The organism is Nocardia sp. alder85J, from assembly GCF_020176955.2.
Taxonomy (GTDB): Bacteria; Actinomycetota; Actinomycetes; order Mycobacteriales; family Mycobacteriaceae; genus Nocardia.
The window spans coordinates 648,518-672,897 of sequence record NZ_JAIUCZ020000001.1 but is presented as its reverse complement, the minus strand read 5'-3'; the positions used below and the strand labels follow the sequence as shown (position 1 = coordinate 672,897).

The 24,380-nt window shown below is 69.5% G+C and carries 27 protein-coding genes; 8 read left to right on the top strand and 19 right to left on the bottom strand.

The genetic code is table 11. From position 1 onward, the window contains the following. Positions 1 to 502: 502 nt before the first annotated feature. The 7 genes from LBW94_RS03130 to LBW94_RS03100 form a co-directional block, all read right to left on the bottom strand. Positions 503 to 898: a hypothetical protein gene (locus LBW94_RS03130; RefSeq protein WP_225056688.1), complete on the bottom strand. Its 396-nt coding sequence runs from the start codon at positions 896 to 898 to the stop codon at positions 503 to 505. Between the two features lie 194 nt (positions 899 to 1,092). Then, on the bottom strand, positions 1,093 to 2,034 hold the full coding sequence (locus LBW94_RS03125) for an oxidoreductase (protein ID WP_225056356.1): 942 nt from the start codon (positions 2,032 to 2,034) through the stop codon (positions 1,093 to 1,095). Positions 2,035 to 2,182: 148 nt separating this feature from the next. Beyond that, positions 2,183 to 2,626 carry a pyridoxamine 5'-phosphate oxidase gene (locus tag LBW94_RS03120; RefSeq protein ID WP_225056358.1) on the bottom strand — a complete coding sequence of 148 codons (444 nt, stop codon included), beginning with the start codon at positions 2,624 to 2,626 and terminating at the stop codon, positions 2,183 to 2,185. 9 nt (positions 2,627 to 2,635) lie between these two features. Beyond that, a complete protein-coding gene (locus LBW94_RS03115; RefSeq protein ID WP_225056651.1) occupies positions 2,636 to 3,283 on the bottom strand; it encodes a nitroreductase family protein in 648 nt (215 codons plus the stop codon). Between the two features lie 132 nt (positions 3,284 to 3,415). Next, positions 3,416 to 4,573, bottom strand: coding sequence for a DUF5925 domain-containing protein (locus tag LBW94_RS03110; protein WP_225056360.1), 1,158 nt, complete (start codon positions 4,571 to 4,573; stop codon positions 3,416 to 3,418). 98 nt (positions 4,574 to 4,671) lie between these two features. Further along, positions 4,672 to 4,878: a hypothetical protein gene (locus tag LBW94_RS03105; protein WP_225056362.1), complete on the bottom strand. Its 207-nt coding sequence runs from the start codon at positions 4,876 to 4,878 to the stop codon at positions 4,672 to 4,674. 23 nt (positions 4,879 to 4,901) lie between these two features. Then, the gene (locus tag LBW94_RS03100; RefSeq protein ID WP_225056364.1) at positions 4,902 to 5,426 is read right to left on the bottom strand and encodes a TetR/AcrR family transcriptional regulator; all 525 of its coding nucleotides are present in this window, start codon (positions 5,424 to 5,426) and stop codon (positions 4,902 to 4,904) included. A gap of 92 nt (positions 5,427 to 5,518) precedes the next feature. On the opposite strand from LBW94_RS03100, the gene LBW94_RS03095 reads away from it, so the two are divergent. Further along, positions 5,519 to 6,556, top strand: a complete 1,038-nt coding sequence (locus LBW94_RS03095; protein WP_225056366.1) for an LLM class flavin-dependent oxidoreductase — start codon at positions 5,519 to 5,521, stop codon at positions 6,554 to 6,556. Here the strand turns inward: LBW94_RS03095 and LBW94_RS03090 are convergent. Together LBW94_RS03090 and LBW94_RS03085 are read right to left on the bottom strand one after the other, a co-directional pair. Further along, on the bottom strand, positions 6,503 to 7,282 hold the full coding sequence (locus LBW94_RS03090; RefSeq protein WP_225056368.1) for a PP2C family protein-serine/threonine phosphatase: 780 nt from the start codon (positions 7,280 to 7,282) through the stop codon (positions 6,503 to 6,505). The genes LBW94_RS03095 and LBW94_RS03090 overlap by 54 nt on opposite strands. A 140-nt stretch (positions 7,283 to 7,422) precedes the next feature. After that, the gene (locus LBW94_RS03085) at positions 7,423 to 8,298 is read right to left on the bottom strand and encodes a fumarylacetoacetate hydrolase family protein (RefSeq protein WP_225056376.1); all 876 of its coding nucleotides are present in this window, start codon (positions 8,296 to 8,298) and stop codon (positions 7,423 to 7,425) included. On the opposite strand from LBW94_RS03085, the gene LBW94_RS03080 reads away from it, so the two are divergent. After that, on the top strand, positions 8,297 to 9,295 hold the full coding sequence (locus LBW94_RS03080; protein WP_323137788.1) for an alpha/beta hydrolase: 999 nt from the start codon (positions 8,297 to 8,299) through the stop codon (positions 9,293 to 9,295). The two genes, LBW94_RS03085 and LBW94_RS03080, sit on opposite strands and share 2 nt — an antisense overlap. Before the next feature lie 633 nt (positions 9,296 to 9,928). Here the strand turns inward: LBW94_RS03080 and LBW94_RS03075 are convergent. Further along, the gene (locus tag LBW94_RS03075) at positions 9,929 to 10,603 is read right to left on the bottom strand and encodes an endonuclease V (protein WP_225056378.1); all 675 of its coding nucleotides are present in this window, start codon (positions 10,601 to 10,603) and stop codon (positions 9,929 to 9,931) included. Between the two features lie 69 nt (positions 10,604 to 10,672). Here LBW94_RS03075 and LBW94_RS03070 point away from each other — a divergent pair, with 69 nt between their 5' ends. Next, entirely contained in the window at positions 10,673 to 11,668 is a 996-nt protein-coding gene (locus LBW94_RS03070; protein WP_225056381.1) for a Ku protein, read from the top strand. Between the two features lie 14 nt (positions 11,669 to 11,682). Here LBW94_RS03070 and LBW94_RS03065 read toward each other — a convergent pair whose 3' ends face one another. Next, positions 11,683 to 12,300 (bottom strand): hypothetical protein, encoded by a 618-nt coding sequence (locus tag LBW94_RS03065; protein ID WP_225056383.1) that lies wholly within the window; start codon positions 12,298 to 12,300, stop codon positions 11,683 to 11,685. A gap of 218 nt (positions 12,301 to 12,518) precedes the next feature. Between LBW94_RS03065 and LBW94_RS03060 the strand changes: the two genes are divergently transcribed. The 4 genes from LBW94_RS03060 to LBW94_RS03045 all read left to right on the top strand — a co-directional run bounded on the left by LBW94_RS03060 (position 12,519) and on the right by LBW94_RS03045 (position 16,032). After that, positions 12,519 to 13,358 (top strand): RDD family protein, encoded by an 840-nt coding sequence (locus LBW94_RS03060; RefSeq protein ID WP_225056385.1) that lies wholly within the window; start codon positions 12,519 to 12,521, stop codon positions 13,356 to 13,358. Between the two features lie 105 nt (positions 13,359 to 13,463). Further along, a complete protein-coding gene (locus LBW94_RS03055; RefSeq protein ID WP_225056387.1) occupies positions 13,464 to 14,336 on the top strand; it encodes a MetQ/NlpA family ABC transporter substrate-binding protein in 873 nt (290 codons plus the stop codon). Further along, positions 14,333 to 15,358: a methionine ABC transporter ATP-binding protein gene (locus LBW94_RS03050; RefSeq protein ID WP_225056388.1), complete on the top strand. Its 1,026-nt coding sequence runs from the start codon at positions 14,333 to 14,335 to the stop codon at positions 15,356 to 15,358. Before LBW94_RS03055 ends, LBW94_RS03050 begins: the two co-directional genes overlap by 4 nt. An 11-nt stretch (positions 15,359 to 15,369) precedes the next feature. Then, entirely contained in the window at positions 15,370 to 16,032 is a 663-nt protein-coding gene (locus LBW94_RS03045) for a methionine ABC transporter permease (RefSeq protein WP_225056655.1), read from the top strand. A gap of 68 nt (positions 16,033 to 16,100) precedes the next feature. Here the strand turns inward: LBW94_RS03045 and LBW94_RS03040 are convergent, their stop codons facing one another. The 5 genes from LBW94_RS03040 to LBW94_RS03020 all read right to left on the bottom strand — a co-directional run bounded on the left by LBW94_RS03040 (position 16,101) and on the right by LBW94_RS03020 (position 20,338). Beyond that, on the bottom strand, positions 16,101 to 16,586 hold the full coding sequence (locus tag LBW94_RS03040) for a DUF2231 domain-containing protein (RefSeq protein WP_225056389.1): 486 nt from the start codon (positions 16,584 to 16,586) through the stop codon (positions 16,101 to 16,103). A 91-nt stretch (positions 16,587 to 16,677) separates the two neighbouring features. Further along, positions 16,678 to 17,319 carry a GAD-like domain-containing protein gene (locus tag LBW94_RS03035; RefSeq protein ID WP_225056390.1) on the bottom strand — a complete coding sequence of 214 codons (642 nt, stop codon included), beginning with the start codon at positions 17,317 to 17,319 and terminating at the stop codon, positions 16,678 to 16,680. 2 nt (positions 17,320 to 17,321) lie between these two features. Continuing rightward, complete coding sequence (locus tag LBW94_RS03030) at positions 17,322 to 18,275, bottom strand: polymorphic toxin type 15 domain-containing protein (protein ID WP_225056391.1); 954 nt, start codon at positions 18,273 to 18,275, stop codon at positions 17,322 to 17,324. Between the two features lie 243 nt (positions 18,276 to 18,518). Further along, complete coding sequence (locus LBW94_RS03025) at positions 18,519 to 19,184, bottom strand: response regulator (protein WP_225056392.1); 666 nt, start codon at positions 19,182 to 19,184, stop codon at positions 18,519 to 18,521. Continuing rightward, the gene (locus tag LBW94_RS03020) at positions 19,181 to 20,338 is read right to left on the bottom strand and encodes a sensor histidine kinase (protein WP_266269683.1); all 1,158 of its coding nucleotides are present in this window, start codon (positions 20,336 to 20,338) and stop codon (positions 19,181 to 19,183) included. The genes LBW94_RS03025 and LBW94_RS03020 overlap by 4 nt, the downstream gene beginning before the upstream one ends. 199 nt (positions 20,339 to 20,537) lie before the next feature. Between LBW94_RS03020 and LBW94_RS03015 the strand changes: the two genes are divergently transcribed. After that, positions 20,538 to 21,512, top strand: coding sequence for a sterol desaturase family protein (locus LBW94_RS03015; protein WP_225056393.1), 975 nt, complete (start codon positions 20,538 to 20,540; stop codon positions 21,510 to 21,512). A gap of 726 nt (positions 21,513 to 22,238) precedes the next feature. Here LBW94_RS03015 and LBW94_RS03010 read toward each other — a convergent pair. The 3 genes from LBW94_RS03010 to LBW94_RS03000 are packed head-to-tail and all read right to left on the bottom strand — an operon-like array spanning position 22,239 to position 24,378. Next, positions 22,239 to 22,634 carry a metal-sulfur cluster assembly factor gene (locus LBW94_RS03010; RefSeq protein WP_225056395.1) on the bottom strand — a complete coding sequence of 132 codons (396 nt, stop codon included), beginning with the start codon at positions 22,632 to 22,634 and terminating at the stop codon, positions 22,239 to 22,241. Continuing rightward, entirely contained in the window at positions 22,631 to 23,113 is a 483-nt protein-coding gene (sufU, locus tag LBW94_RS03005; RefSeq protein ID WP_225056397.1) for a Fe-S cluster assembly sulfur transfer protein SufU, read from the bottom strand. The genes LBW94_RS03010 and sufU overlap by 4 nt, the downstream gene beginning before the upstream one ends. Positions 23,114 to 23,115: 2 nt before the next feature. Further along, positions 23,116 to 24,378 carry a cysteine desulfurase gene (locus tag LBW94_RS03000; protein WP_225056399.1) on the bottom strand — a complete coding sequence of 421 codons (1,263 nt, stop codon included), beginning with the start codon at positions 24,376 to 24,378 and terminating at the stop codon, positions 23,116 to 23,118. Positions 24,379 to 24,380 lie beyond the last annotated feature (2 nt).

Below are 24,380 nucleotides of genomic sequence, written 5' to 3'. Positions count from 1 at the left end.
ATCCGCACGTCGGAACATTTCCGGTCCGGAAAATCCGGCTCCGTTCCGGAACAGCGCCTTTCCCGAGGTGGGCGGGCCGGTGCGGCGCCAGTGGGATCCGGTTCGTCCGCCGCGGTCCGGGATGTTCCGGACCGGATCACCGGATCGACGTCCTGACCAGGACATTCACCCCGAACCGGCGGAAGGGCACTGTCGGGGTGCGGGGTACGCGGCTTACGGTCGACATGTCGATGGCCACGGAGGGGAGTCATCGACAACGGAACTCGGTGGCGCCGGAGGGGACGTCATCGAGGGAATCCCGTCCCGGACATCCGTTGTCCGGGGCGGGATTCTTCGTTTCACCCCCCGGATTCCTCCCCGGACACGGAAAAGCCGTGCCCAGACCCGTCGGTCTGAGCACGGCTGTCCCCGGAATCCGGTCCCGCCCGGGATCAGGGAGGAGGGGGCGGGCGGCCCGGACATCCGGGTCCGGGGTGCGGCGGGGGCATCGCCGGGCCCGGAGCTAACGGGGCGGCGGGCCGTCGTGCCGGTCGCCCGCCGGGCCGCCGCGCTGGTCGCCGGGCGGACCGTCGTGCCGGTCACCGGCCGGGCCGCCGTGCCAGTCGCGGTCGTGGTCGTCGTGCCAGCCGTTGTCGGGACCGTCGTGCCAGTCGCCGTCATGGCCGTCGTGCCAGCCGTCGTCGTGCCAGCCGTCGTCGTGCCAGCCGTCGTCGTGCCAATCGCCCGGCGGTGGCGGCAGGAACCAGGGGTCCGGTGGCGGTGGCGGTGGGAACCACGGCCCCGGAGGTGGGGGCGGCTGTGCCGCAGCGGTCGGGATCGCGGACAGGACGGGGGTCACGGCGAATATCGCAGCCACCAGGATCGCCCTCCGGCGCGCGCGACGGTCCAGCGTTTTCACGATTCTCCTCTCGGGGCCGCACCGAGAGCGGCCGCCCGATCGATCATCTGACCTGAGGGGCCTCGCTGTCGCTGGAAGTTAGCCAACCGTGACGAGCGGATACGGTCGAACGGTCACCGGCAGGCCGCGTCGCCGACCGGAACTGGTCGGCGACGCGGTGGCTGGACTGCCGGGTGTCCGGGCCGCGACAGTGTTCAGGCTCCGAACGAGTACTCGACGCCCGTGTATTGCTCGCAGGCCGCCCACAACCGGGCACCGACCTCCGCATCCCCGGCCACCGGCCCCGGATCGATACGCGTGGGCCAGCCCCGGAAACCTTTGACCCGATCCGGTCCGTAGAAATCGCCGCCGCGGACCTCGGGATCCACCGCCGCCCGCATGGTCGTCAGCGCGCCCTGCGCAGCGGGTATGGCCAGTGACCCGGTCAGCCACCGCAGCGGCTTCGAACCCAGGAATCCGACCAGGCCGCCGGTGTTGCTACCGAAGCTGGTGTCGGCGCCACCCGGGTGGGCCGCGGCCGCAATGGTTTTGGCGTCGGCCGCGGTCAGCCGCCGCTGAAGTTCCAGGGCGAAGACCAGATTCGCCAGCTTCGACTGCGAATAGGCGTGCCAGCGCCCGTAGGCGCGCCGGGTGTAGGCCAGATCGTCCAGCTCGAGTTCGGTCAAGCCCTGGAACGGAACGTTGCTGCTGACCGTCACGACGCGGCCGGCCGGGGCGGCCAGTACCCGATCCAGCAGCAGCCCGGTGAAGGCGAAGGGGCCCAGCTGATTCGTGACGAAGGTGCGGTCGATGCCGTCCACCAGCGAGAGTTCGCCGAAGGCCGCCCCGGCATTGTTGATCAGCAGGTCGATCCGGGCCAGCCGCTCCCGGAGTTCCCCCGCCGCAGCGCGGATCGACTGCGCGTCGGCCAGATCCAGCTGTACCGAACTCAGTTCGGCGTCGGGCGCCGTGACCCTGATGGCCTCGGCCGCCGCGGTGGCACGCTCCGGATTGCGGCAGGCCAGCACCACGTGCGCGCCCCGCTCGGCCAGCATCCGGGCGGTCTCGAACCCGAGCCCGGAATTGGCTCCCGTCACCACCACGGACCGGCCCCGCTGATCCGGAATCTCGGTCGTCGTCCATCTCGCCCTGGCCATACCACTCCCTCCGAACACCGTGCCGCACAAGTATTTCCAGTGACCTGCGACACTGCAAGAGGTAGCGGCGAATCCGTGCGATCCGGATCACGCACTCAGGTCCGAGCGGACTTCACATCGGTCCGGCCGGGAGATCGGCCGTGGTGGCTCAGCTGTTGCCGTACACCCGTTCCGGGGTGACGAGCAGGACCGTACGCCGCTCGGCGGCCATCACACGGTCGTACTCGTCCCAATCGTCGTGGGTGCCACCGGCGGCGGCGAACACCTCGCGCAGCAGCAGCCGCAACCGCTCCGGATCCACCCCGGCCGCCGGATCGTCCGGACCGGCGATCCAGACCGGGCCCTCGACCGCGGCCCAGTTCCAGCTTGCCCGCGCGAGGACGGTCATCCGCGGGTGGGCGCGCAGGTTGACGAGCTTGCGGCTGGCGCCGAAGACCACGGTCCCCACCACGTCCGCGCCGGTGAGCGGATGTTTCAGCACACCGGCGTTGACGAGGGTGGACTGGATCGTGCCGTCGCCGCGCAGGGTCGAGACCGTGCAGAGGTTGCGATCACGGTCGGCGAGGCGGGTGAAATCCGCGAGATCGGTCACGCCCGGAGTCTACGTGCCGGACGTCCCGGCGATCGGCGACGCCGACTCGACCAGTGCGTCGGCCCGCTGCTCCCAGCGGTCGAGGAACACCACCTCCGACAGCGGGCGGCGGCGCACCGGACCGCTGCCGCCGCGCGGCCATCCGACCACCACGTGCCCGGCGACCAGCCAGTCCGCGGGGACGCCGACCGCCTCGCGCAGCAGCGCCTCACCGCCGTAGGAGGCCCAGCTGGTCAGGCAGGCACCCAGGCCCGAGGCCCGCGCCGCCAGCAGGAAGTTCTGCACCGCCGGGAAGATCGAACCGCCCAGCAGCAGGTCCGAGGCCGTCGTGAAGCGTTCCTGGGTGAACAGCACCGACGTGAATTCGCCTGCGCGGTCGTGCAATTCGTAGACCGCGCGGTCGGCGCGGGCACGGCGGCCGTGATCGCCGGGATCGGGCCGGGTCATCCCGTACACCGGCTCGATGACCTCGAGCGCGTGCGCCGCGGCCCGCGCCACCACCGCGCGCAGTTCCGGCGAGCGCAGCACCACGAAGCGCCGGGCCTGCGCGTTCGCCCCGGAGGGGGCCCAGGTCGCCGCCTCCAGGCAGCGGGCCAGCGTGGCGTCGTCGACCGGTTCGGTGGTGAATCGGCGCACGGTCCGGGCGGTGGCCATCACCTCCCACACGTTCGTCTGTTCTGCCGCGGCCACCGCGCCGCGTTCGTTCGAAACCGTCACCGGTGTCACCTTCTCCCGTCCCCGCAACCCGCACGCCGACATTACCTCCCGGCGTGCGGGCGCCGCACCGGCCTACAGGTATCCCCCGACCGCGGGGGCCGGCGGCAGCGACTGGATGCGGGCGTGGTCGTCGCGGGCCTCGATGAGTTCGGCCAGCGTCATGCCGTCGGGGCCGACGGCGGGCCGGGGGCGGTCGCCGAGTTCGCGGTCCAGCCAGGCCACGGATTCCGCGGCCGAGAGCCGGCCCACCTCGAGCTGGGCGAGGCAGCGGCCGGGCCGGATGACCGCGGGGTGCAGCCGGGACAGGTTCTCGTTGGTGGTGATCGCCACCAGCACGTCGCGACCCTGGCCCAGCATGCCGTCGGTGAGGTTCAGCAGGCGCGAGAGACCCTGGCCGGTGGACTCTTTCGCCGAGCCGCGGATCAGCTCGTCGCAGTCCTCCAGGACCAGCAGCCGCCAGCGGCGCTTCTCCTCGTCGTAGGTGTCGACGCCGATGGCGACCTCCATGAGGTAACCGGTGTCGGCGAACAGCGACTCGGGGTCGAGCACGCAATCGACCTGGCACCAGTCCGACCATTCACGGGCCAGGGCGCGCAGCGCGGAGGTCTTGCCGGTGCCGGGCGGACCGTGCAGCAGGAGCAGCCGCGCGCTGATGTCGGTGGGGCGCAACGTCATCAGCTGATGCATGGCCGCGGCGACCTCGGTGCCGTAGTTGCCGGTGATCTCGGCCCACGCGGCGGCGGTGATGATGCGCTCGCGGCGGTTCGGGCCGCGCTGCCCGGAATGCCAGAAGCCCATGCTCACCTGGCTGTCGTCGGATTCCGGCACGGCCGTGGCATCCGCGGAACAGGCCGCGACGACCTCGCGGGCCAGCGCCTCGGTGACGGCGCAGACGTTCAGCACGGCGTCGCCGTTGGCGCGGCGCAGCACGCGCAGCGTCCAGCCGTCGCCGGCGGCCAGGGTGGTGCGGCTGCCGCTGTCCTCGCTGGTGCGCAGGATGCGGGCGCCCTCGGGGCACAGCGGCGCATCCGGCTTGACGTGCTCGAGTTCGGCCGAGCGGGCGTGCGGCTGCTCACCGCTGACGTACGGCGCCAGACCGAGCGCGTCGATGAGGTCGCGCGGGGAGTCGCTGTCGTCCACGTGCATCACCCACGACAGCGGCCCGGCCGCGGCGGCCTCGGGCTCGTCGCGGCCGACCAGCCGGAGGCGGTCCTGCGGATTCGTCGTCACCACTCGATGATCGACGTGAAATCGGCTCGGGTCCACCGAATTTCGGCCGGACCGGTCGGCACGTCCGATTCAATTGGTATTACTCAGCATATGCTGGGTCAATCGAGCAGGATCGGCACGAGCAACGCCGCGTCCGCGACCTCGCCGTCCATGCGTTCGGAGCGGAATCGGCTTACTCGCCGCCGAACGCTCACCGGCACCCGGACCTGCTGAACCCGCGGGACCGCGCCGACGACCACTACCGACGTGCGGGCACGGCCCGGCGTGAGCTTCTCGCGGCGCGCGAGCACGGCCGGTCCGAGCATCTCGCGAGCCTGCCGGGCGCAGCTCAGCCCGGGTCGAGGATCCGGGCGGTCAGGGTCAGGACGCCGGTGCGGTGGCGGGCGGGGGTGAGGGCGCCGGTGATCTCGGGGCGCATGGTGGCGAAGATCGCGAGGGTGAGGAATTCGGCGTCGGATTCCGGGGCGGCCTCGGCGATCAAATCCGCCAGGACGGTGTGCCAGGGGGCCCAGGTGCGGGTGTGGCAGCCTTCGGGGAGGGCGCGCAGCAAGGGTTGCAGGCCGGCGCAGAGGTCGAAGACGGTGGCTACGAAGCCGAGGATGCGGTCGGTCACCGGGACGGTGGGGTCGGCGGCCAGGGCCCGGGCGTGGGCCCACGCTCGCTCGGTGCGGTCGGCGAACAGGGCGCGGATCAGGCCCTCGCGGTCGGTGAAGCGGCGGAACAGGGTGCCCTTGCCGACGGCGGCGGCCGCCGCGATCTCGTCCATGGAGACGTTGACCAGCTGATCCTCACAGATCAAACGACCGGCCACCGCGAGGATCGCGGCCCGGTTGCGTTCGGCGTCGGCGCGCATCCGGCCTCCTCGGGACAACCCGACCAACACAAGCGGACTGATGGTCCGTATCATAGCGGGTGCACGTCTCTCCTGCTGGAAGGCCGTTCCCTATGTCCATCGCCCTGTCCATCCTCGATCTCGCGTCGATCGCGCCCGGGGAGACCGCGCGCGACAGTTTCGACAACAGCGTCGCGCTCGCGCGGGCCGCCGAGCGCAGCGGTCATCGCCGCGTCTGGTACGCCGAGCACCACAACATGAGCACCATCGCCTCGAGCGCCACCAGCGTGCTCATCGGTCATGTCGCCGCCAACACCGGCACCATCCGGCTCGGCGCCGGCGGGGTGATGCTGCCGAACCACTCGCCGCTGGTGATCGCGGAGCAGTTCGGCACGCTGGAGACGCTGTTCCCGGGACGGATCGACCTCGGGCTGGGCCGCGCGCCGGGCAGCGACCAGAAGACCATGCTGGCGATGCGGCGGGATCCGTCGTCGGCGGATTCGTTCCCGCGCGACGTGCTCGAATTGCAGGGCTATCTGAGCGGTCGGTCGCGGGTGCCGGGGGTGCGGGCGGTGCCGCAGGCGCCGGCTCCGGTGCCGCTGTACATCCTCGGCTCCTCGCTGTTCGGCGCGCAACTGGCCGCCCAGCTGGGGCTGCCGTACGCCTTCGCCTCGCATTTCGCGCCGGATGCGCTGCATCAGGCGATCGAGATCTACCGCGAGCGGTTCCAGCCCTCCGAGCAGCTCGCGGCACCCTATGTGATGGCCGCGGCCAATGTGTTCGCCGCCGACGATGCCGAGGACGCGCAGCGGCAGCGGGCCGTCGCCTATCGCGCGCGGGCGCGCGGCATGATCTCCCGCGGCGGCGGCGACGCGCAGTTCACCGATGCCGAGATCGACGCGTTCCTGGCCTCGCCGAACGGCCGGCACCTCGCGGCGATGATGCGGTACACCGCCGCCGGCACCCCCGCGGAGGTGCGGGAATTCCTGACCGGATTCGCAGCCGGTATCGGGGCCGACGAGCTCATCCTCGCCCACCACGCCTCGCGGATCGAGGACCGGGTGCGCTCGGTGGAACTGGTCGGCGCGGCGTTCGAGCTAACCGCGGTCGACCACGAGCGCGGTGGTGTTGTCGGTACCTCCGGCGCGTAAGGCGCTGTCCACCAACGCTTCCGCGGCGGCCGCGGGGCTGACCGAGTCGGCCAGCGCGGCCTTCACGGTCGCGATGTCGAGGGGCTTGTGCACGCCGTCGGTGCACAGCAGCAACCGTCCGGCGCTGGAGCCGGTGGCCGCGTGACCGACGGCCCCGGGCCGGACGGTCCGGGCCGAGGTCGTCACCAGGTGATCCATCCGGGCCGCGGGCGCGTGCCCGTAGCTGCGGAGGTATTCGCCGACGGTGTGATCGGTGGTGATCTGGTGCAGCACCCGGCCGTTCCACCGATAGGCCCGGCAGTCGCCGACCCAGGCGATATCGATGCGGTCGTCGGCGCGGCCCGGCGCCGGCAGCACCGCCACCACCAGCACCGCGTCGGCCTCGTCCTGTGGATACTGCCGGCGCAGCTCCTGTTGTGCCGCAAGCAGACCCGCTCGCGCGCCGCGCCGGGCGCCGGCCTGCGCCGCCACGGTGGCCACCGTCCGCGCCGCCCGCACGGCCAGCAGATGATTGCCGACCCCGTCGGCGACCACGAATGCGCTGCGGCCCATCGCGACATCGGTGAACGCGGCCACCGCGTCCGCGTTCAGCGACCGTCCGCCACGGCGGCTGACCGACTCTCCGGTGATCCCGACCACCCGCATCAGCTCGCGGCGGGTGATGGCGATCGTCATGTCGTCGTGTTCCGGTTCGGCCCCCGGCTCCTGCCCCACGCTGTTCAGCACGCCCTCCAGTTCACCTCAGCACCGGCGCTTTTCGAGTCGGAGCCAGCCGTGCAGTTGCTGTGAATACTGACACGAAAACATCACGGAACGGTCGGGAATCGATGCTGCCGCTCGGCGCGGAAGAGCGGGGAAACGGGCGGCTAACGCCCGGCGACGAAGGTCTGGCGCAGGGTGCCGATGCCCTCGATCCAGCTGTCCAGCGTCTCGCCGGGTTGCAGGAATCGCTGCGGGTCACGGCCCATGCCGACCCCGGCGGGAGTGCCGGTGAAGATCACGTCGCCGGGTTGCAGCACCACCGTGTGCGACAGCCGCGAGAGCAGTTGTGGCACCGGGAAGATCAGGTCGCCGGTGCGGGCCTTCTGCACCTCCTGGCCGTCGATCGCGCAGCCCAGTTCCAGGTCGTCGCGGTCGGCCAGTTCGTCGGGGGTGACCAGCCAGGGGCCCTGCGGGGCGAAACCGGGGAAGGATTTACCGAGGCCGAATTGCGCTGCCGGGCCGCGAAACTGCTGTAACCGCTCGGACAGGTCCTGGCCGACGGTCACGCCCGCGACGGCCGGCCAGATCTGCTCGGGGTCGGCGCGGTGCAGTTCGCGGCCGATGATCACGACCAACTCGACCTCCCAGTCGACGTGACCGCCGACCGGCAGCACGACGGTGCTGTCCGGGCCGCTGAAGCTGGACAGGTACTTGGTGAACACCGGCGGCAATTGTTCGGGCATCGCGAAACCGGTCTCCGCGACGTGCTCACGATAGTTGAGGCCGACCGCGAACACCTGGCGCGGCGCCGGCGAGGGTGCGCCGAGCAGCGCCCGGTTCAGCGGAAAGGCATGCGTGTGCATCGAATCCGGGGTCAGTGTCGCCGCCCAGCTGCGGAAACGATCCCAGTGCTGGTAGATCTGGCCGAGATCGGGGCCGAACCGGCCGCCGGACACCGCCGCGATCTCCGCGGCCTGGAGGTCGGCGTCCTCCCCGCCGAGTACGAACACACCCCGGCCGGCCAGATTGGCAATACGCATGAAATCGGTTCTCCTCGGACTGAACAAGATGCTCCATGCTACAGGCGAATATGGGACAATCCACACGCTGTCCAGCGAACGGATCACCATGGTGCGCAACGATGCCTTTCACCCCGACCTCCGCGGAACGGCCCGGTGGCTGCCTCGCAGCCCGGTGAGCCGGTGGTCGCTTCCGGTGATCCGGGGTCTCACCGGGCTGGGCGCGCGCCGGGTTCCGGCGGATGTCCGGGTGGAGCAGGTGGGGGACATCACGGTGCGGGTGATCACGCCGCCGACCGCTGGTCCTTTGTCGGCCGCGCTGTTGTGGATCCACGGCGGGGGGTATGTGATCGGGAGCGCGGCGCAGGACGACTGGATGTGCCGGCATTTCGCGCGGGAGCTGGGGGTCGTGGTGGCCTCGGTCGACTATCGGCTGGCGCCGGAGCATCCGTTTCCCACGCCGCTGCACGACTGTCACGATGCGCTGGTCTGGTTGGCCGGTCAGGCCGGGGTCGACGCCGATCGGATCGCGATCGGCGGGGCCAGTGCGGGGGGTGGGCTGGCGGCGGCATTGGCGCTGCTTGCCCGTGAGCGTGGGGAGGTGCGGCCGGTTTTCCAGTTGCTGACATATCCGATGTTGGATGATCGGACCGCGTTGCGGACCGATCTGGACGAGTCGCATTTCCGGTTGTGGAACAACAAGGCCAATGCGCTGGGGTGGCAGTGGTATACGGGATTGCCTGCGGGGGCGCCGACGGTCAGTGGGCTGGCCGCGCCGGGACGGTATGAGGATCTGTCCGGGCTGCCGCCGGCCTGGGTGGGTGTGGGAAGCTTGGATTTGTTTCACGATGAGGATCTGGTTTATGCGAAACGGTTGGCCGACAGTGGAGTAGCTTGCGACACACTGGTGGTCGAGGGGGCGTTTCACGGGTTCGATGAAGTGTTGGCCAAAACTGGTGTTGCGCAGGCATTCCGGGCTGCGCAGGTTGCTGCGTTGGCGGGGGCTCTGGGGGGATGATCGGGGGGTTCGGGCTTTGGCGGTGGTTCGGGGGGTGTTGGGTTGTGGGCACGGGGGTGGGGTTGTGGATCGGTGGTTTGGGGTTGCGTGTGGTTGCGGATGAGGGTTTGGCCTTCTCGGTGGTGACCGGCTGTGTTTTTGGCCTCCGCTTCGCTCCGGCGGGTTCTCGGCCCCTCAGTCTCGATTCTTCCCTCCTCCGCTCCTCCGCTTCGCTCCCCCGCTCCGTCAGTCCAGAATCGAGACGGGCCGAGAACATTAACGTTGGGCCTACTTGGTGGTGACCGGGCCCTCAGCGGGCGGGCCGAATGCCGGGGCTGCTTGGGGGTGACCGCGTTGGAGAGCTGGGGCGGGAAAAGAAACTCGAGGGTCCGGGGCTGCTTGGGGGTGACCGCGTTGGAGGGTGCGGTGGGAAAAGGACTCGGGGGTGCCGGGCCGCTCGGGGGTGACCGCGTTGGAGGGTGCGGTGGGAAAAGGACTCGGGGGTGCCGGGCCGCTCGGGGGTGACCGAGTTGAAGGGTGCGGTGGGAAGAGGACTCGGGGGTGCCGGGGCTGCTTGGGGGTGACCGGGGTGGAGGGTGCGGCGGGAAAGGGCTCGAGGGTGCCTTGCCTGCGGACTGGTGACCGGGGGTGGGTTCAGCCTCTCAGTAGCGTTCGGCAGAGGTGGTCGGCTCGGCGGGTGGTTTCCGGCTGACGGTATCGCGGCGTCAGGGCCAAGGTGGCCGTGCAGGCGGTGTCCAGGGTGATGCGGTGGCCTGTCGAGACGTAGACGGGCTTCACGTCGGTGCGGGTGCGCACTGCTCGGCCCACGATCTCGTCGTCGATGGTGATGTCGGTGGTCGATCCGCGCTCGGGGCCGAGATGTCCGCATCGGCCCCAGAGGGTTTTCGCGACGCCGATGGTCGGTAGTCCGGTCAGCAGGCCGAGGTGGCAGGCGAGGCCGAAGCGTCGTGGGTGGGCTAGGCCTTGGCCGTCGCAGATCAGCAGGTCGGGGGTGGTGTCTAGGCGACGCAATGCTTCCAAGGTGGTGGGTAGTTCGCGGAATGCGAGCAGGCCGGGTACGTAGGGGAAGTCGGTGTGGCCCTGGGCCGTCGCGGTATCGACCGGTTCCAGGGTCTTCGCGTCCAGCACCACGATTGCGGCGACCACATGTCCCTCGTCGTCGTAGGCGGAGTCCAGGCCTGCCACGGTCTCGAAGCCGGGTGGGCGGGGGTCGGCCGGATCCACTCGCGAGCGCAGCCGAAGTTGTAGTGCCACTGCGGCATCCGGGTCGGCGGGGAGTTCGGCGGCCAGTTCTTCGTCGATCAGCATCGTTTCGCAAGGTTACAATCGGGGTCGAGCCCTCCTCTGGGGACACCGGTCGAAAGTACGATCGAATGTGTGAGATCCATCTGGAAGGGCTCCATCGCATTCGGGTTGGTGAACGTCCCGGTGAAGGTGTACACCGCCACCGAGGATCACGACATCCGGTTTCATCAGGTGCACGCCAAGGACGGCGGGCGGATCAAGTACGACCGGGTGTGCACCGTGTGCGGGCAGACCGTGCAGTACGCCGACATCGACAAGGCGTACGAGTCGCCCGAGGGTGACAAGGTGGTGCTCACCGACGAGGATTTCGCGAAGCTGCCCGTCGCGGAGAAACACGAAATTCCGGTTCTACAATTCGTGCCCTCGGATCAGATCGATCCGATTCTGTTCGACAAGAGTTATTACCTGGAACCCGACTCCAACACGCCGAAGGCGTATGTGCTGCTGGCGACGACGCTGGCGCAGGTGGACCGGGTGGCGCTGGTGAATTTCACGTTGCGGCAGAAGACCCGGCTGGCGGCGTTACGCGTCCGCGACGGTGTGCTGGTACTCCAGACGCTGCTGTGGCCCGACGAGGTGCGGGCGGCGGATTTCGAATCGCTGGACGGGGTCGCCGCGCCGCGGCCCCAGGAAATCTCGATGGCGGAAACACTCGTCGACAGCATGTCCGACGATTTCGATCCGAGCCTGTACACCGACGAATACCAGATCGAGCTGAAGAAGCTGCTGGACGAGGCGATCGAATCCGGTTCCGGCACGGTGATCGCGCACGCACCGGCCGCCGCCCCGGAAATGGATGCCGAGGTGGTCGACCTGGTCGCGGCGCTGCAACGCAGCCTGGAGGCCACCGGGCGCCGCGCCGCCGCGCCGGCCGCCGCACCGGCGAAGAAGGCCGCCAAGGCGAAAGCCGCCGAGAAGAGCGCGGCCGAACCGGCGGCGGCCGAGTCGGGGGCGGCCAAATCGGGGGCAGCCAAATCGGGGGCGGCCAAGTCGGGGGCAGCGAAGGCCACTGCCAAGAAGGCCGCGACCAAGTCGACCACCCGGCATCCCACCCGTAAGGGCGCCTGAAGCCGCGGTGCGGGTCAGCCCGCCGCCCGCGCCTGGCCCTCCCGGAAGAATTCCAGCAGGCTCGCCACCGTCGGCACCGCCGAGCGCGGCCGCATCGCGCCGAAGGGCGCGTTCCAGAACTCGCCAGTTCGCGGCGTCCACGGGCCGACGTAGGCGTATGGTTCCGGATTGTTCGAATCACCCGGTGACACACCGTAATTCACCTGGTCCACCGCCGCCGCCAGATCGAAGTGCTCCGGCCACAGGGTCGGCGGCTCCTCGGCGAAACGCCGTAGCGCGGTGTCCCCGACGGCGAACCAGTCGTGTATCGAGGTCGCGGCGGCCGGGTCGACGACCAGCGGCTCCGCCGGTTCCAGCCCGGTGCCGTCGCTGTACACCCCCGGCGGCGGCGCCAGCGCCTCGAAGCCGGCCTGCCGGGCGACCTCCGCGTAATTGCCGGTCAGCGGTATCCGGCCGTCCTGCCACACCAGATCGGAGCCGATCACGGACATCGGCCATTTCGTGCCGGCGAAACCGCCGAGCACGACCCGCATCCGGATGGTGCCGAACCGCCGGTACTGCGGTCCCGCGACGAGCAACTCCGCCGCCGCGTGCAGCCCGAACCGGGTTTCCCCGTATGTGATGTCGTCCACGCGACCATCATCGCGGCAGAATCGAATACCCGGAAATCGAATACCCGGATCCGCCGATTCAGCTGAATACGGCAATACGGCCGCTTCGACCGTCCCGGCGGCGGGAAGTCGGACATACTGGGCAACGAGTTCACACCTGCCGCACGGTTGCGTCACGACGTCGGACTCCGATAGATGCGCTGACCGTCGTCGCCCCATGACCTTCGGAGGAATCACAGATGAGCAACCCGTCCGACCCGAACGATCCGAACGCGGCAGCACCGCAATACGGGCAGCAGCCGCCCCCCGGATACGGCTACCCGCCACCGCCCCCGCCGGGGTACGGCAATTCCGGCGGATGGAGTCAGCCCGGTTACCCCACCGCGCAGCCGCCGTACGGCTCGCCGCAGGACAGCGGCGCCCAGCCGATCCAGCCGCCGCCGTACGGCGGGCAGCCCTATCCGGGGCAGCAACCGTACGGCGGCCAGCCCGGCTACGGCGGCACGCCGGGCTACGGCGCCGCCCCACAGCCCGGCTACCCGACGCCCCCGCCGACCTACGGCTATCCGCCGAGCGGCGGTGGCTACACGCCGTACGGGGCGCCGGCCCTGCCGTATGCCAGCTGGTTGCAGCGGGTGGGCGCCCGCCTGATCGACGGACTGGCCGCCTTCGTCCCGGCCGCCGTCCTGTACGGCATCGGTTTCGGGATCGGCAGCAGTTCGATGAGCTGTAGCACCGACTCCGACGGGGTCTACCAGTGCAGCGGCGGCGGCCTGTCCGCGATCGGGCTGATCTTCGTGCTGCTGGGCTGGCTCACCGCGCTCGGTATCGGTATCTACCTGATCTACAAGGAGGGGACGACCGGGCAGACCTGGGGTAAGCGGGTGCTCGGCATCAGCCTGATCCGGGAGGCCGACGGGCAGTTCCTCGGCTTCGGCATGGCCTTCGTCCGGCAGCTCGCCCACTTCCTCGACGGAATCGCCTGCTACATCGGCTATCTCTGGCCGCTGTGGGACGAGAAGCGCCAGACCTTCGCCGACAAGGTGTGCAGCACGCTGGTCGTCAAAACCAATCCGTAAGGCGGCGACCGGATTTCGCTCACGGTAAGCAGAATTCTTGCCGGGGCTCGCGCGCTCCCGTGTGATGGTCGGGTTCATCATTCGACACGTCACGCGGGAGCACGAGTGAATTTCCGACGGGTACCGGCGATCCCGGTCCTGATCCTGACCACCGTCCTCGCCCTGGCCGGATGCGGCAGCGGCGGCTCGTCGCAGTCCGGATCCGTGGTCCGGATCGGCACCACCGACCGGAACTCGGCCTGGGACACCTTCGAACGGGTCGCGAAGCGCGACGGCATCACCTTGCAGACCACCAACTTCACCGACTACAAGACGCCGAATCTCGCACTGGCGCAGCAGCAGATCGACGTCAACCTGTTCCAGCACCTCCAGTTCCTGGGCCAGTACGACGTGTCGAACAACGACACCCTGACCCCGATCGGGTCCACGTACATCGTTCCGCTGGCGCTGTATTCGAAGAAACACAAGTCGCTGGCCGAGATCCCGGCCGGTGGTGAGATCGCGGTCCCCAACGATCCGACCAACCTGGCCCGTGCGCTGAACGTCCTGGCCGCAGCGGGTCTGGTGAAGTTCACCGGCGCCCCGGCCCAGCCGACCGCCGCCGACGTCGACAAGGGCGCCAGCAAGGTGAAGGTGACCACGGTCGACGCCACCCAGACGGCGTTGTCGCTGAACTCCGTCGACGGCTCGGTGATCAACAACACCTTCCTGGAACGGGCCGGTATCGACCCGCATTCGGCGCTGTACGCCGACGATCCGAACAATCCCGCGGCCGCGCCCTACATCAACGTGCTCGCGGTACGCGCGGCCGACAAGAGCAACCCCACCCTGCTGAAACTGGTCGACATCTTCCACGATCCGGAGGTGCAGCAGGCCTGGGCCGTGGCGACCAAGGGCAGTTCGGTCGAGGTGAAGCGCCCGCAGGCCGATCTGGAGCAGATTCTGGCCGGGGTCGAGCAGGGCCTGCGGGCCAGGTGAGCGCCGAGCCCCCGGCCGTCGAATTCCGTTCCGTCACCAAGACGTTCACCGTCGGCCGGATCGTCACCACGGCGCTGGACGGGATCGATCTGCGCATCGAACGCGGGGAGATCTTCGGCATCATCGGCTATTCCGGTGCGGGCAAGAGCACCCTGGTGCGGTTGATCAACGGGCTGGAACAGCCGACCGGCGGCACGGTGCTGGTGGCGGGGCAGCCGATCACCGGCCTGTCCGAGCGGCGGATCCGGCGGTTGCGGCTCGACATCGGCATGGTGTTCCAGCAGTTCAACCTCTTTCGCTCCCGCACCGCCGCGGGCAACATCGAATATCCGCTGCGGGTGGCGGGCCGGCCGCGCGCTGAACGCAAGGCGCGGGTGGCGGAACTGCTGGAGTTCGTCGGGCTGTCGGACAAGGCCCGCAACTATCCGGATCAGCTGTCCGGCGGGCAGAAACAGCGGGTGGGCATCGCCCGCGCACTGGCCACCTCGCCGGCCCTGTTGCTCGCGGACGAGGCCACCTCGGCCCTGGATCCGGAGACCACCGCCGAGGTACTGCGGCTGTTGCGCAAGGTCAATCGCGAACTCGGCGTCACCATCGTGGTGATCACCCACGAGATGGACGTGATCCGCGCGGTCGCCGATCGGGTGGCGGTGCTGGCCGACGGCCAGATCGTCGAATTGGCCGGTACCTTCGACGTTTTCGCGCATCCGCAGGCGGCGCCCACCCGGTCGTTCGTGGATTCCGTACTGCACGACCGGCCCTCGGCCGACGAACTGGATCGGTTGCGTGCCACGCATTCCGGGCGGCTGGTCACCGTCGAGATCGCGGACGGCCGCGGGGTCGGCGCGGCGCTGGCCGCGGCGGTCGCGGCCGGGGTGCGGTTCGAGGTGGTGTACGGCGGGGTCAGTTCGTTGCAGGACCGCACCTTCGGCAGTCTCACCCTCGCCCTGGACGGCCCGCAGGCGGCCGTGGACCGGGTGGCCGCCGAGCTGACCACGGGCAGTGTATCGATCGAGGCGTGAGAGAGGCTGTCGTGCAGACGAATTGGACCCAGCTGCGGCCGGTGCTCTGGGAGGCGATCGGCACCAGCATCTACCTGGTGCTGCTCACCTTCGTGGTGGGCGGGGTGCTGGGGCTGATCCTCGGCACGGCCCTGCATGCCACCCGCCGCGGCGGCCTGCTGGCCAACGCTCCGCTGCACCTGCTGCTCAACGTGGTGGTGAACGTGGTGCGGCCGATCCCGTTCGTGATCCTGCTGGCCGCGCTGGGGCCGGTGACACTACAGGTCATCGGCACCACCATCGGCACCGACGCGGCCGCGTTCGTGATGATCGTGGCCGCCTCGTTCGGGATCGCCCGCATCGTCGAGCAGAATCTGGTGACCGTCGATCCGGGCGTGATCGAGGCGGCCCGGTCCATGGGGGCCGGGCCGCTGCGCATCATCGCGACGCTGCTCATCCCGGAGGCGTTGGGGCCCTTGGTACTCGGCTACACCTTCGTGGTGATCGCCATCGTCGACATGTCGGCGATGGCGGGCACCGTCGGCGGTGGCGGCCTCGGCGATTTCGCGCTCGTCTACGGATATCAGCGTTTCGACTGGCAGGTCACGCTGGTGGCCACGCTCATCATCGTGGCGGGCGTGCAGGGGGTTCAGTTCGCGGGCAACTACCTGGCGCGGAAGTTCCTGCGCCGCTGAGTGTCTCGCATCACTGTGGCCCCGAGTGTCACTGCGGCCCCACCGGGATCACTGCCGCGGCGTCGAGATCACTGCGGTGGTGTCGAGGCGGGCTGCACGGCGCTGACGCCACCCCACACCGTGCGCGCTCCAGAATCGCCCACCCGGTACACCTGCACCACGGCCGCCACGCTCGCCGCGATGGTCAGCACCGCGATCACCCCGGCCAGGGCGCGGCCGACCGGCTGCCGCCCCTCGCGCACGTGCAGGACGACCAGCAGAACGGCCACGATCGCCAGGGCCGCCGTGAAATAGATCATGGCGTCGCCGCGGTCGGTATGCGTGCGCAGCCCCGGCGTCGGGCCGACGCGCTGCTCCAGCCACTCCCCCGCCGAGGTCGTCAGCGGTGTCACGGCCAGCGTCAGCACACCCAGCACGGCCACCAGCCACACCAGCCGCCGCCGCGCCGCCGGCCACACCGCGCAGAGCACGGCCAGCACGGCCGTCAGCGGGACGAGTACGACAATCACGTGCACCAGCAGCACATGTGCGGGCAAGCCGTCGATCGTGGACATTCGGCACTTCCTCCTCACCTGCGGGCCGGAGCGTCGGCACCGCTTGCGTCACACACGAATTCGGGAGCCGGACGGTTCGATCGGCAGCGGATCAGGCCGCGCGTTCCATCACCTGCCGCGGGGTCAGATCGCTGAGCAGCTGCATGTGCACATCGGCCTCGAAGATCTCGACGTGGTCGGCGGCGAGCGGGCCACCGAGCGCGGGAGCGGGGACGAAGCCGTACATGGTGTCGGCGGCGACCGGGCCCAGTCGCCCGAGCACCTGTGGGAAGAGGTTGTCGCCGTCCTCGTCCGGAACGTCGAGATTGTCCTTGGTCTGCCCCAGGAATCCGACGTACATCGCCTTCTCGGTGGCGGTCTCGTCGACGACCTGCCGGGGACTGGCCCGGTACATCAGCCAGCCGAGATAAGGCAGCACGGTGAGGCTGAGCCCGGTGCTGGCGCTCCAGAGTTTCATGCGGCCGAAGGCCGAGCGGGTCACCGCGATCCACGAATCGGGACCGCCGGGCAGCTCCAGGCCCGCCGTCCATGCGTCGACCGCCGGTTGCCACACGACCGGATCGCAGATCCACCAGCGGCCGTCGTCGAATCCGGAGAAGCCGAATTCGCTCCAGACATCCAGCAGGGCCGGGGGGAGGACGCCCCGGAACTGGGCGAACCGCTCCGCGGGCGGCTCGACCAGGAAGGTGGGCCGACCCCAATTTCGCAGCACTGCCTGAGTAATACGCGACATGATCAGGCGTAACTCCATCTCACGTTCAGTAGCTTGTCTCCGTCGCCGGCGTCCCGCAATTGTTCGGCATAGGCCCGCAGCGGGGCCCGCAGGCGTTTCCACTGACTGCCCAGCGAGGAGTTTACATTCGCGTCCCCCATACTCCACGATCCGTCGCGTTCCACGCCGATCCAGTCCCGGCCGCCGCCGGCGAGGTCCGGTTCGTGCAGGGCGCGGACCGCGTCCATGTGTTCCCGCGTCCGGGCCCGCGCGTATTCCTCCGGGGTGGCGCGGCCCAGTTCGGCCGAATCCCGATCCAGCGCTTTCGCGAGTTCGTCGGCGTACACGCCCGATTCGTCCTCGCGCCGGGCGACATCCTGTGCGGTGCCGCCGCGCTCGACGGTGTCCCAGTTGCCCAGGATCTCGTCGGGCGTCATCCGATTCACGCCGTCGATCTGCCGGTCGATCTGGCGGCGATACTCGGCGTCCTTGCCCTGGGTCCCGGTGGTCTTCCCGCGGTTGAAGTGCAGCTCCAGCGGGTTTCCGTCGGCGCGGGCCCGCTGCACGTCCTGGTTGTCCCACCCCACCGCCACATTGTTCCGGTCGTCGGCCCAGGCCGAGCCGGAGCCGTTGTGCACGGCCTCCCATTTGTTGCCGTCGGCCGTGTTGACCGGATAATCGTGGCTGCCCTTGGTGATGGGATCCCGATGGGCGTATTGCGGATACGGGTCCGGTGCCTCGGCGGCGCCCGCCGCCGACTGCCGGGCGACCGCCGTCTTCCGTGCCGCCGCATCGGCAGGCAACTCGGAGACCGCGTCACCGAGCCCCCGCTCCTCGGCCAGCACCACTCGCTCGGTGGCGACACTCAGATCGGCGGCAGGTCCCCCGACCAGCCGCGCGGCACCCTCGCCCGCTCTGCTGACGACCTGCGACAGCCGCTTCTGCAGAGCGGCGTACATGTCGGCCCAGGCGCTCATCCGCTACGACGGCGACCGACCACGCAGAACCGTGTCGTGATGCGGGATTCCCCGGCCCGGATCGGAGTACGGCCCCGCACGCTGTCGCCCCCGAAATCCATTTCCCCACTGTAACAACGGCAACCGGAACCCGAGGCCGGTCCCGCACGCACCCGGCGGGAATACCGTTGTGGCCGAACCGTTCACTCCGGGCCAGCGGCATACCTCCGAATTCCCGCCGCTGGGAACAGCATCGGAGCAGGCTCAGCGCCCGGGCCCCGGACCGACCAATCCGTGCTGGTGGGCGTACACCACGGCGTGGATCCGGTCGCGCACGCCGAGCTTCGACAGGATGCGGGAGACATGGGTTTTCACCGTCTCCTCGCCGACGCGCAGGATCGCCGCGATCTCGGCATTGCTGCGCGCCTCGGCCAGCAGGAGCAGCACCTCGCGCTCGCGGGTGGTGAGCGCGGCCAGTTCGGCGGGCGGGGCGGGCGGGGCCAGCACCCCCGCGAACCGGGCCGCCAGGCGACGGGTCATGGACGGGTCGATGACGGCATCGCCGCGGGCCGCGACCCGGATCGCCGCGACCAGTTCCTCCGGCGGCAGCGTCTTCAGCAGGAAGCCGCTGGCCCCGGCGGCCAGCGCACGGGCCAGGCTCTCCTCGCTGTCGTAGGTGGTCAGCACCAGTACCCGGGTGCCGCCGGCGGCGACGATGGCGGTGGTCGCGGCCAGCCCGTCGAGTTTGGGCATGCGCACGTCGAGCACCGCGACATCCGGTCGCAGCCGGGCGGTTTCGGCGACGGCGGAGCGGCCGTCGCCGACATCGGCGACACATTCCAGGTCCGGATGCGCGTCGACGACCGCGCGCAGCCCGGAACGGAACATCGCGTGATCGTCGGCGACGAGCACCCGGATCGGCGTGGTCATGCGGCTCCGATCGGCAGGGAAACGGTGATGTGCCAACGGTTCTCGTCGTCGACACGGTGATCGACGGTGCCCTCGAACAGGTCCGCGCGGCGGCGAATTCCGGCGAGGCCGCGATGCGGCGAATCCGGATCCGGCGCAGCGTCACCCACCGGATTCGACTCCGTCACCACCACCCGGTGCCGGTCGATCGCGACCTCGAGCCGCGCGGTGCCGTCGCCGTGACGCAGCGCGTTGGTGAGCAGTTCCTGCACGATCCGGAAGACGATCACGTCGAGGGATTCCGGCAACCGCACCTCGGCGCCGGAGGTGACGACCTCGACGTCGAGACCGGCCTCGCGCACAGTCGTGACCAACTGCTCGATATCGGCGAGTCCGGGCTGGCGGTCACCGGCGGCGGCGCGGCCGTGCAGCAGATCCAGTTGCCGGCGCAGGTCCACCATCGCGGACCGGCTCGACGCCTCCACCGCGGCCAGCGAACGGGTCGCCGCGGCCGGATCGCTCGCCACCGCCAGCCGCGCGGCTCCGGCGTGGATGCCGATCGCACTCACATGGTGAGCGATCACGTCGTGCAGATCGCAGGCGATGGCCTCACGCTCGTCGGCCAGCGCGCGGTCCAGCGCGGCCCGCTGTTCCTGCCGCCGCAGCCGTTCGCGCTGTTCCAGGTCGGCGATGTAGGCCCCGCGCGCGGCCGTCGATCGGCCGACCAGCCAGGGCACCACCCCGATGGCGATGGTCTGCGCCGCCAGCAGCCGGGGATCGCGCGTGGCGGGACCGGCCCCGAGCAGATCCGCCACCACCGCGCCGAGCGCCAGCGCCGAGACCGACACCACCGACGAGCGGCCCGACAGCCACGCCCCGGCCCGATATCCGGCCGCCAGGAACCCCACGTCGGCGACCCGCACCGTCAGCCCGTGCCCGCGCAGCAGCGCCACCGCGACCAGCCTCAGCGCCACCTGCGCCAACGCCACCACCCCCGCGGTGCGCGGCGCGGCCGCCAGCGCCAGGTCCGCCACCACGATCGCGGCCACCACCACAGCGGCCACCACCGGCGCCACCCCGAACGCACCGCACACCGCGAAGGTCGTGCCGTCCACCGCCGCGGCCGCACCCGCGACCAGCAGCGACTGCCGGGTCAGCGCCGTGTCGGAATCCACCGTTCGCCACCACCTCACTCGCGCGCGGGAAGGGTCTGTCAGATTACCCGCCGCCGACCGTACCCCGAGGTCACAGGCATTCCGTCCCCCACACGGGGGACCACCGCTCCCCCACCGGCGCGACGACACGGGCAGGCCGGCGACCGTAGCGTAGGTGCCACATCGACCAGCCGCGCACACGTCTTCGAAGGGAGCAGGCATGACACATCAGGAGCTGGCACTGTACGCGGTGCCCGCATTCGTATTGCTCATGCTCGTGGAATGGATCGGCAACCGCCGCGATCCACAGCGGGCGGCGAACGGCTTCAGCGGCCGCGACACGGCAAGCAACTGGACCACCTACCTGCTGGGTCAACTGACCAAGCCCATCGGCCAGCTGATAGTCCCGTTCTCGGCGATCGTCCTGGCAGCCGGAGCAACCCCCCTGCACCTCCCGGCGAACCGCTGGTGGGCCTGGCTACTCGGCCTGGTCGTCACCGACTTCTGCTACTACTGGGCCCACCGCGCCGACCACCGCATCCGCCTGCAATGGACCGCACACAACGTGCACCACTCCAGCACCTACTTCAACCTGTCCACCGCGATCCGCCTGTCCTGGCTCAACCCGATCGCCGCCACCGTCCGCAGCCTCTTCTGGGTCCCCGCTGCCCTCCTGGGCTTCCCCGCCTGGATGATCTTCCTCCTGATCAGCATCGGCCTCCTCTACCAGTTCCCCCTGCACACCCAGCGCATCGGAACCCTCTGGAACCCAATAGAATTCATCTTCAACACCCCGGCCCACCACCGCATCCACCACGGCTCCAACCAACCGTACCTGGACCGCAACTACGGCGGCATCCTGATCATCTGGGACCGCATGTTCGGCAGCTTCGCCCCCCTCACCGAACCGATCACATACGGCATCACCCACGACATCGGCACCGACAACCCCCTCCGCGTCAACTACCACGAATTCGCCGCCATGCTCCGCGACATCCGCCACGCCGACACCTGGCGCGGCCGCCTGGGCTACATCTTCGCCCCACCCGGCTGGACCGAATCTTCTACCGCCGCATCTTCTGCCTCCGCATCTTCTGCCTCCGCTCCGCTCCGGCGGGTTCACGGCCCCCATGGCCCAGTCCTTCCCTCCTCCGCTCAGTCGCTGCGCTCCCTCGCTCCGTCAGTCCAGGACTGAGCCGGGCCGCGAACTCGGACGGACCCACAACGCAAAGACCCGGCCCCAGTGGCCGGACCCACTCCCCTAACACACCGCCCCACGTGCCCGGCCCATCCACGGCCGGGCACGAGCACATACACACGCCGATCCGCGGCCCAGCCATCCAGCCGGTCACCATCCCGAAGGCCCCACCCCAGAAGTCTTTTCACGGCCCAACCCCCAACAACGGTCACCACCAAGCAGGCCCACCCCACCTATGCGTTGCCCGCCTCACCCCCAGCCCCGGTCACCAGTCCGCAGGCAAGGCACCCTCGAGCCCTTTCCCGCCGCACCCTCCACCCCGGTCACCCCCAAGCAGCCCCGGCACCCCCGAGCTCTTTTCCCACCTCACCCTCCAACGCGGTCACCCCCGAGCAGGCCCGGACCCTCAAGTTCTCTTCCCGCCCCAGCTCTCCAACGCGGTCACCCCCAAGCAGCCCCGACATCCGGCCCGCCCGCTGAGGGCCCGGTCACCACCGAGAAGGCATACCCCGAATGTTCTCGGCCCGTCTCGATTCTGGACTGACGGAGCGGGGGAGCGAAGCGGAGGAGCGGAGGAGGGAAGAATCGAGACTCAGGGGCCGAGAACCCGCCGCAGCGAAGCGGAGGCCAAAAACACAGCCGGTCACCACCGAGAAGGCCAAACCCTCATCCGCAACCACACGCAACCCCAACCCCCCCATCCACCGTTCCACTACCCCCGACCTAAACAGTGAACCCCAAAGCCCGCAACTGCTCCCGCCCATCCTCCGTGATCTTGTCCGGCCCCCACGGCGGAATCCACACCCAGTTGATCTTCAAATCCTCGACCAACCCACTGCGCACCAACGCATTACGCGACTGATCCTCGATCACATCGGTCAGCGGACAAGCCGCGGAAGTCAGCGTCATATCCAGCAACGCCACATTCCCCTCGACCCGCAGATCGTAAACCAACCCGAGATCGACCACATTGATACCGAGCTCGGGATCGACGACATCACGCATCGCCTCCTCGAGATCGTCCAACTGCCGCTGCTCCTCGGCCGACAACTGCACCGGCTCGGCCGGCACACCGGCCTCCACGTCCCCGGCAGCCCCCGGCGTATCCGTCTCGCTCATGCCCGCTTCTCCCCGTCATTGTTCATCGGCGTCTTCGCCTCGTCGTCGGTCACCCGGATCACCGCGTCCTTGAACGCCATCCAGCCCAGCAGCGCACATTTCACCCGAGCCGGATATTTCGCCACCCCGGCGAAGGCAACGCCGTCACCGAGCACGTCCTCGTCACCCTCGACGGTCCCGCGACTCGAGATCATCTCGCTGAACGCGTCCACGGTCTTCAACGCCTGCTGCACCGGCAACCCCACCACCTGGTCCACCAGCACCGAAGTAGCCGCCTGACTGATCGAACACCCCTGCCCGTCATAAGAGATGTCCGCGACATCCCCATGAGAGTCGATGTGCACCCGTAGTGTCACCTCGTCCCCACAGGTCGGGTTGACGTGGTGCACCTCGGCCTCGAACGGTTCCCGCAGCCCCCGTCCGTGCGGGTGCTTGTAGTGATCCAGGATCACTTCTTGATACATCTGCTCCAAGCGCATATCTACACAACCCCGAAGAACTCTTGCGCCTTCCGCACCGCGGCGACCAACTGGTCCACTTCCCCGAGCGTGTTGTACACCGCGAACGAGGCGCGAGCGGTAGCGGCGATCCCGAAGTACCGATGCAGCGGCCAGGCGCAATGATGCCCGACCCGGATCGCGACACCCTGATCGTCGAGCACCTGCCCGACATCGTGCGCGTGCACCCCGTCGACCACGAACGACACCGCGCCACCGCGGTCCACATTCTCGGTGGGCCCGATGATCCGAACCCCGGGCAACGCGGACAGCCCCTCCAGCGCCGCACCCGTCAGCAAATGCTCGTGCGCCGCAACCGCTTCCATCCCGAGATCGGTGAGATACCGCACGGCGGCGCCCAATCCGACCACCTGCGAGATCATCTGCGACCCGGCCTCGAACCGCTGCGGCGGCGGCGCGTAGGTGCTGTGATCCATGTACACGGTCTCGATCATCGAACCACCGGTGATGAACGGCGGAGTGTCCTCCAGCAGCGCCCGCCGCCCGTACAGGATGCCGACCCCGGACGGCCCGAGCATCTTGTGCCCGGAGAAGGCCGCGAAATCGACCCCCAGCGCCTTCAGATCCACCGGCTGATGCGGCACCGACTGGCAGGCGTCGAGCACCACGATCGCGCCGACTTCCTTTGCCCGCCGCACCAATTCGGCCACGTCCGCCACCGCCCCGGTGACATTGGACTGATGACTGAACGCGACCACCTTGGTCCGCGGCGACAACTCCAGCGAATCCAGATCGATGCGCCCGTCGTCGGTCACCTTGTACCACTTCAGCGTGGCCCCGGTCCGCCGCGCGGTCTCCTGCCAGGGCACCAGATTGGCGTGGTGCTCCAGCTCGGTGATCACGATCTCGTCCCCGGGCCCGACCCGATGCGGGAACCGGTCGTCGGAGAACGCGTACGCCACCAGGTTCAGCGATTCGGTCGCGTTCTTGGTGTACACGATCTCGTCCGCGCCGACCCCCACGAAGCCGGCGATGTCGGCCCGCGCCGCCTCGTATGCCTCGTTGGCCTCCTCGGCCAGCTGATGCGCACTGCGATGCACGGCCGCGTTGTGCTCCAGCAGGAAGGCCCGCTCCGCGTCGAGCACCTGCAACGGCCGCTGCGCCGTCGCGCCGGAATCCAGGTACGCCAACGGTTTCCCGTCGCGCACGGTGCGACCCAGGATCGGGAAGTCGGCGCGGATCGCGGCGACGTCGAGCGTGTGCCGAGATTCCGACACAGCGGTCATGA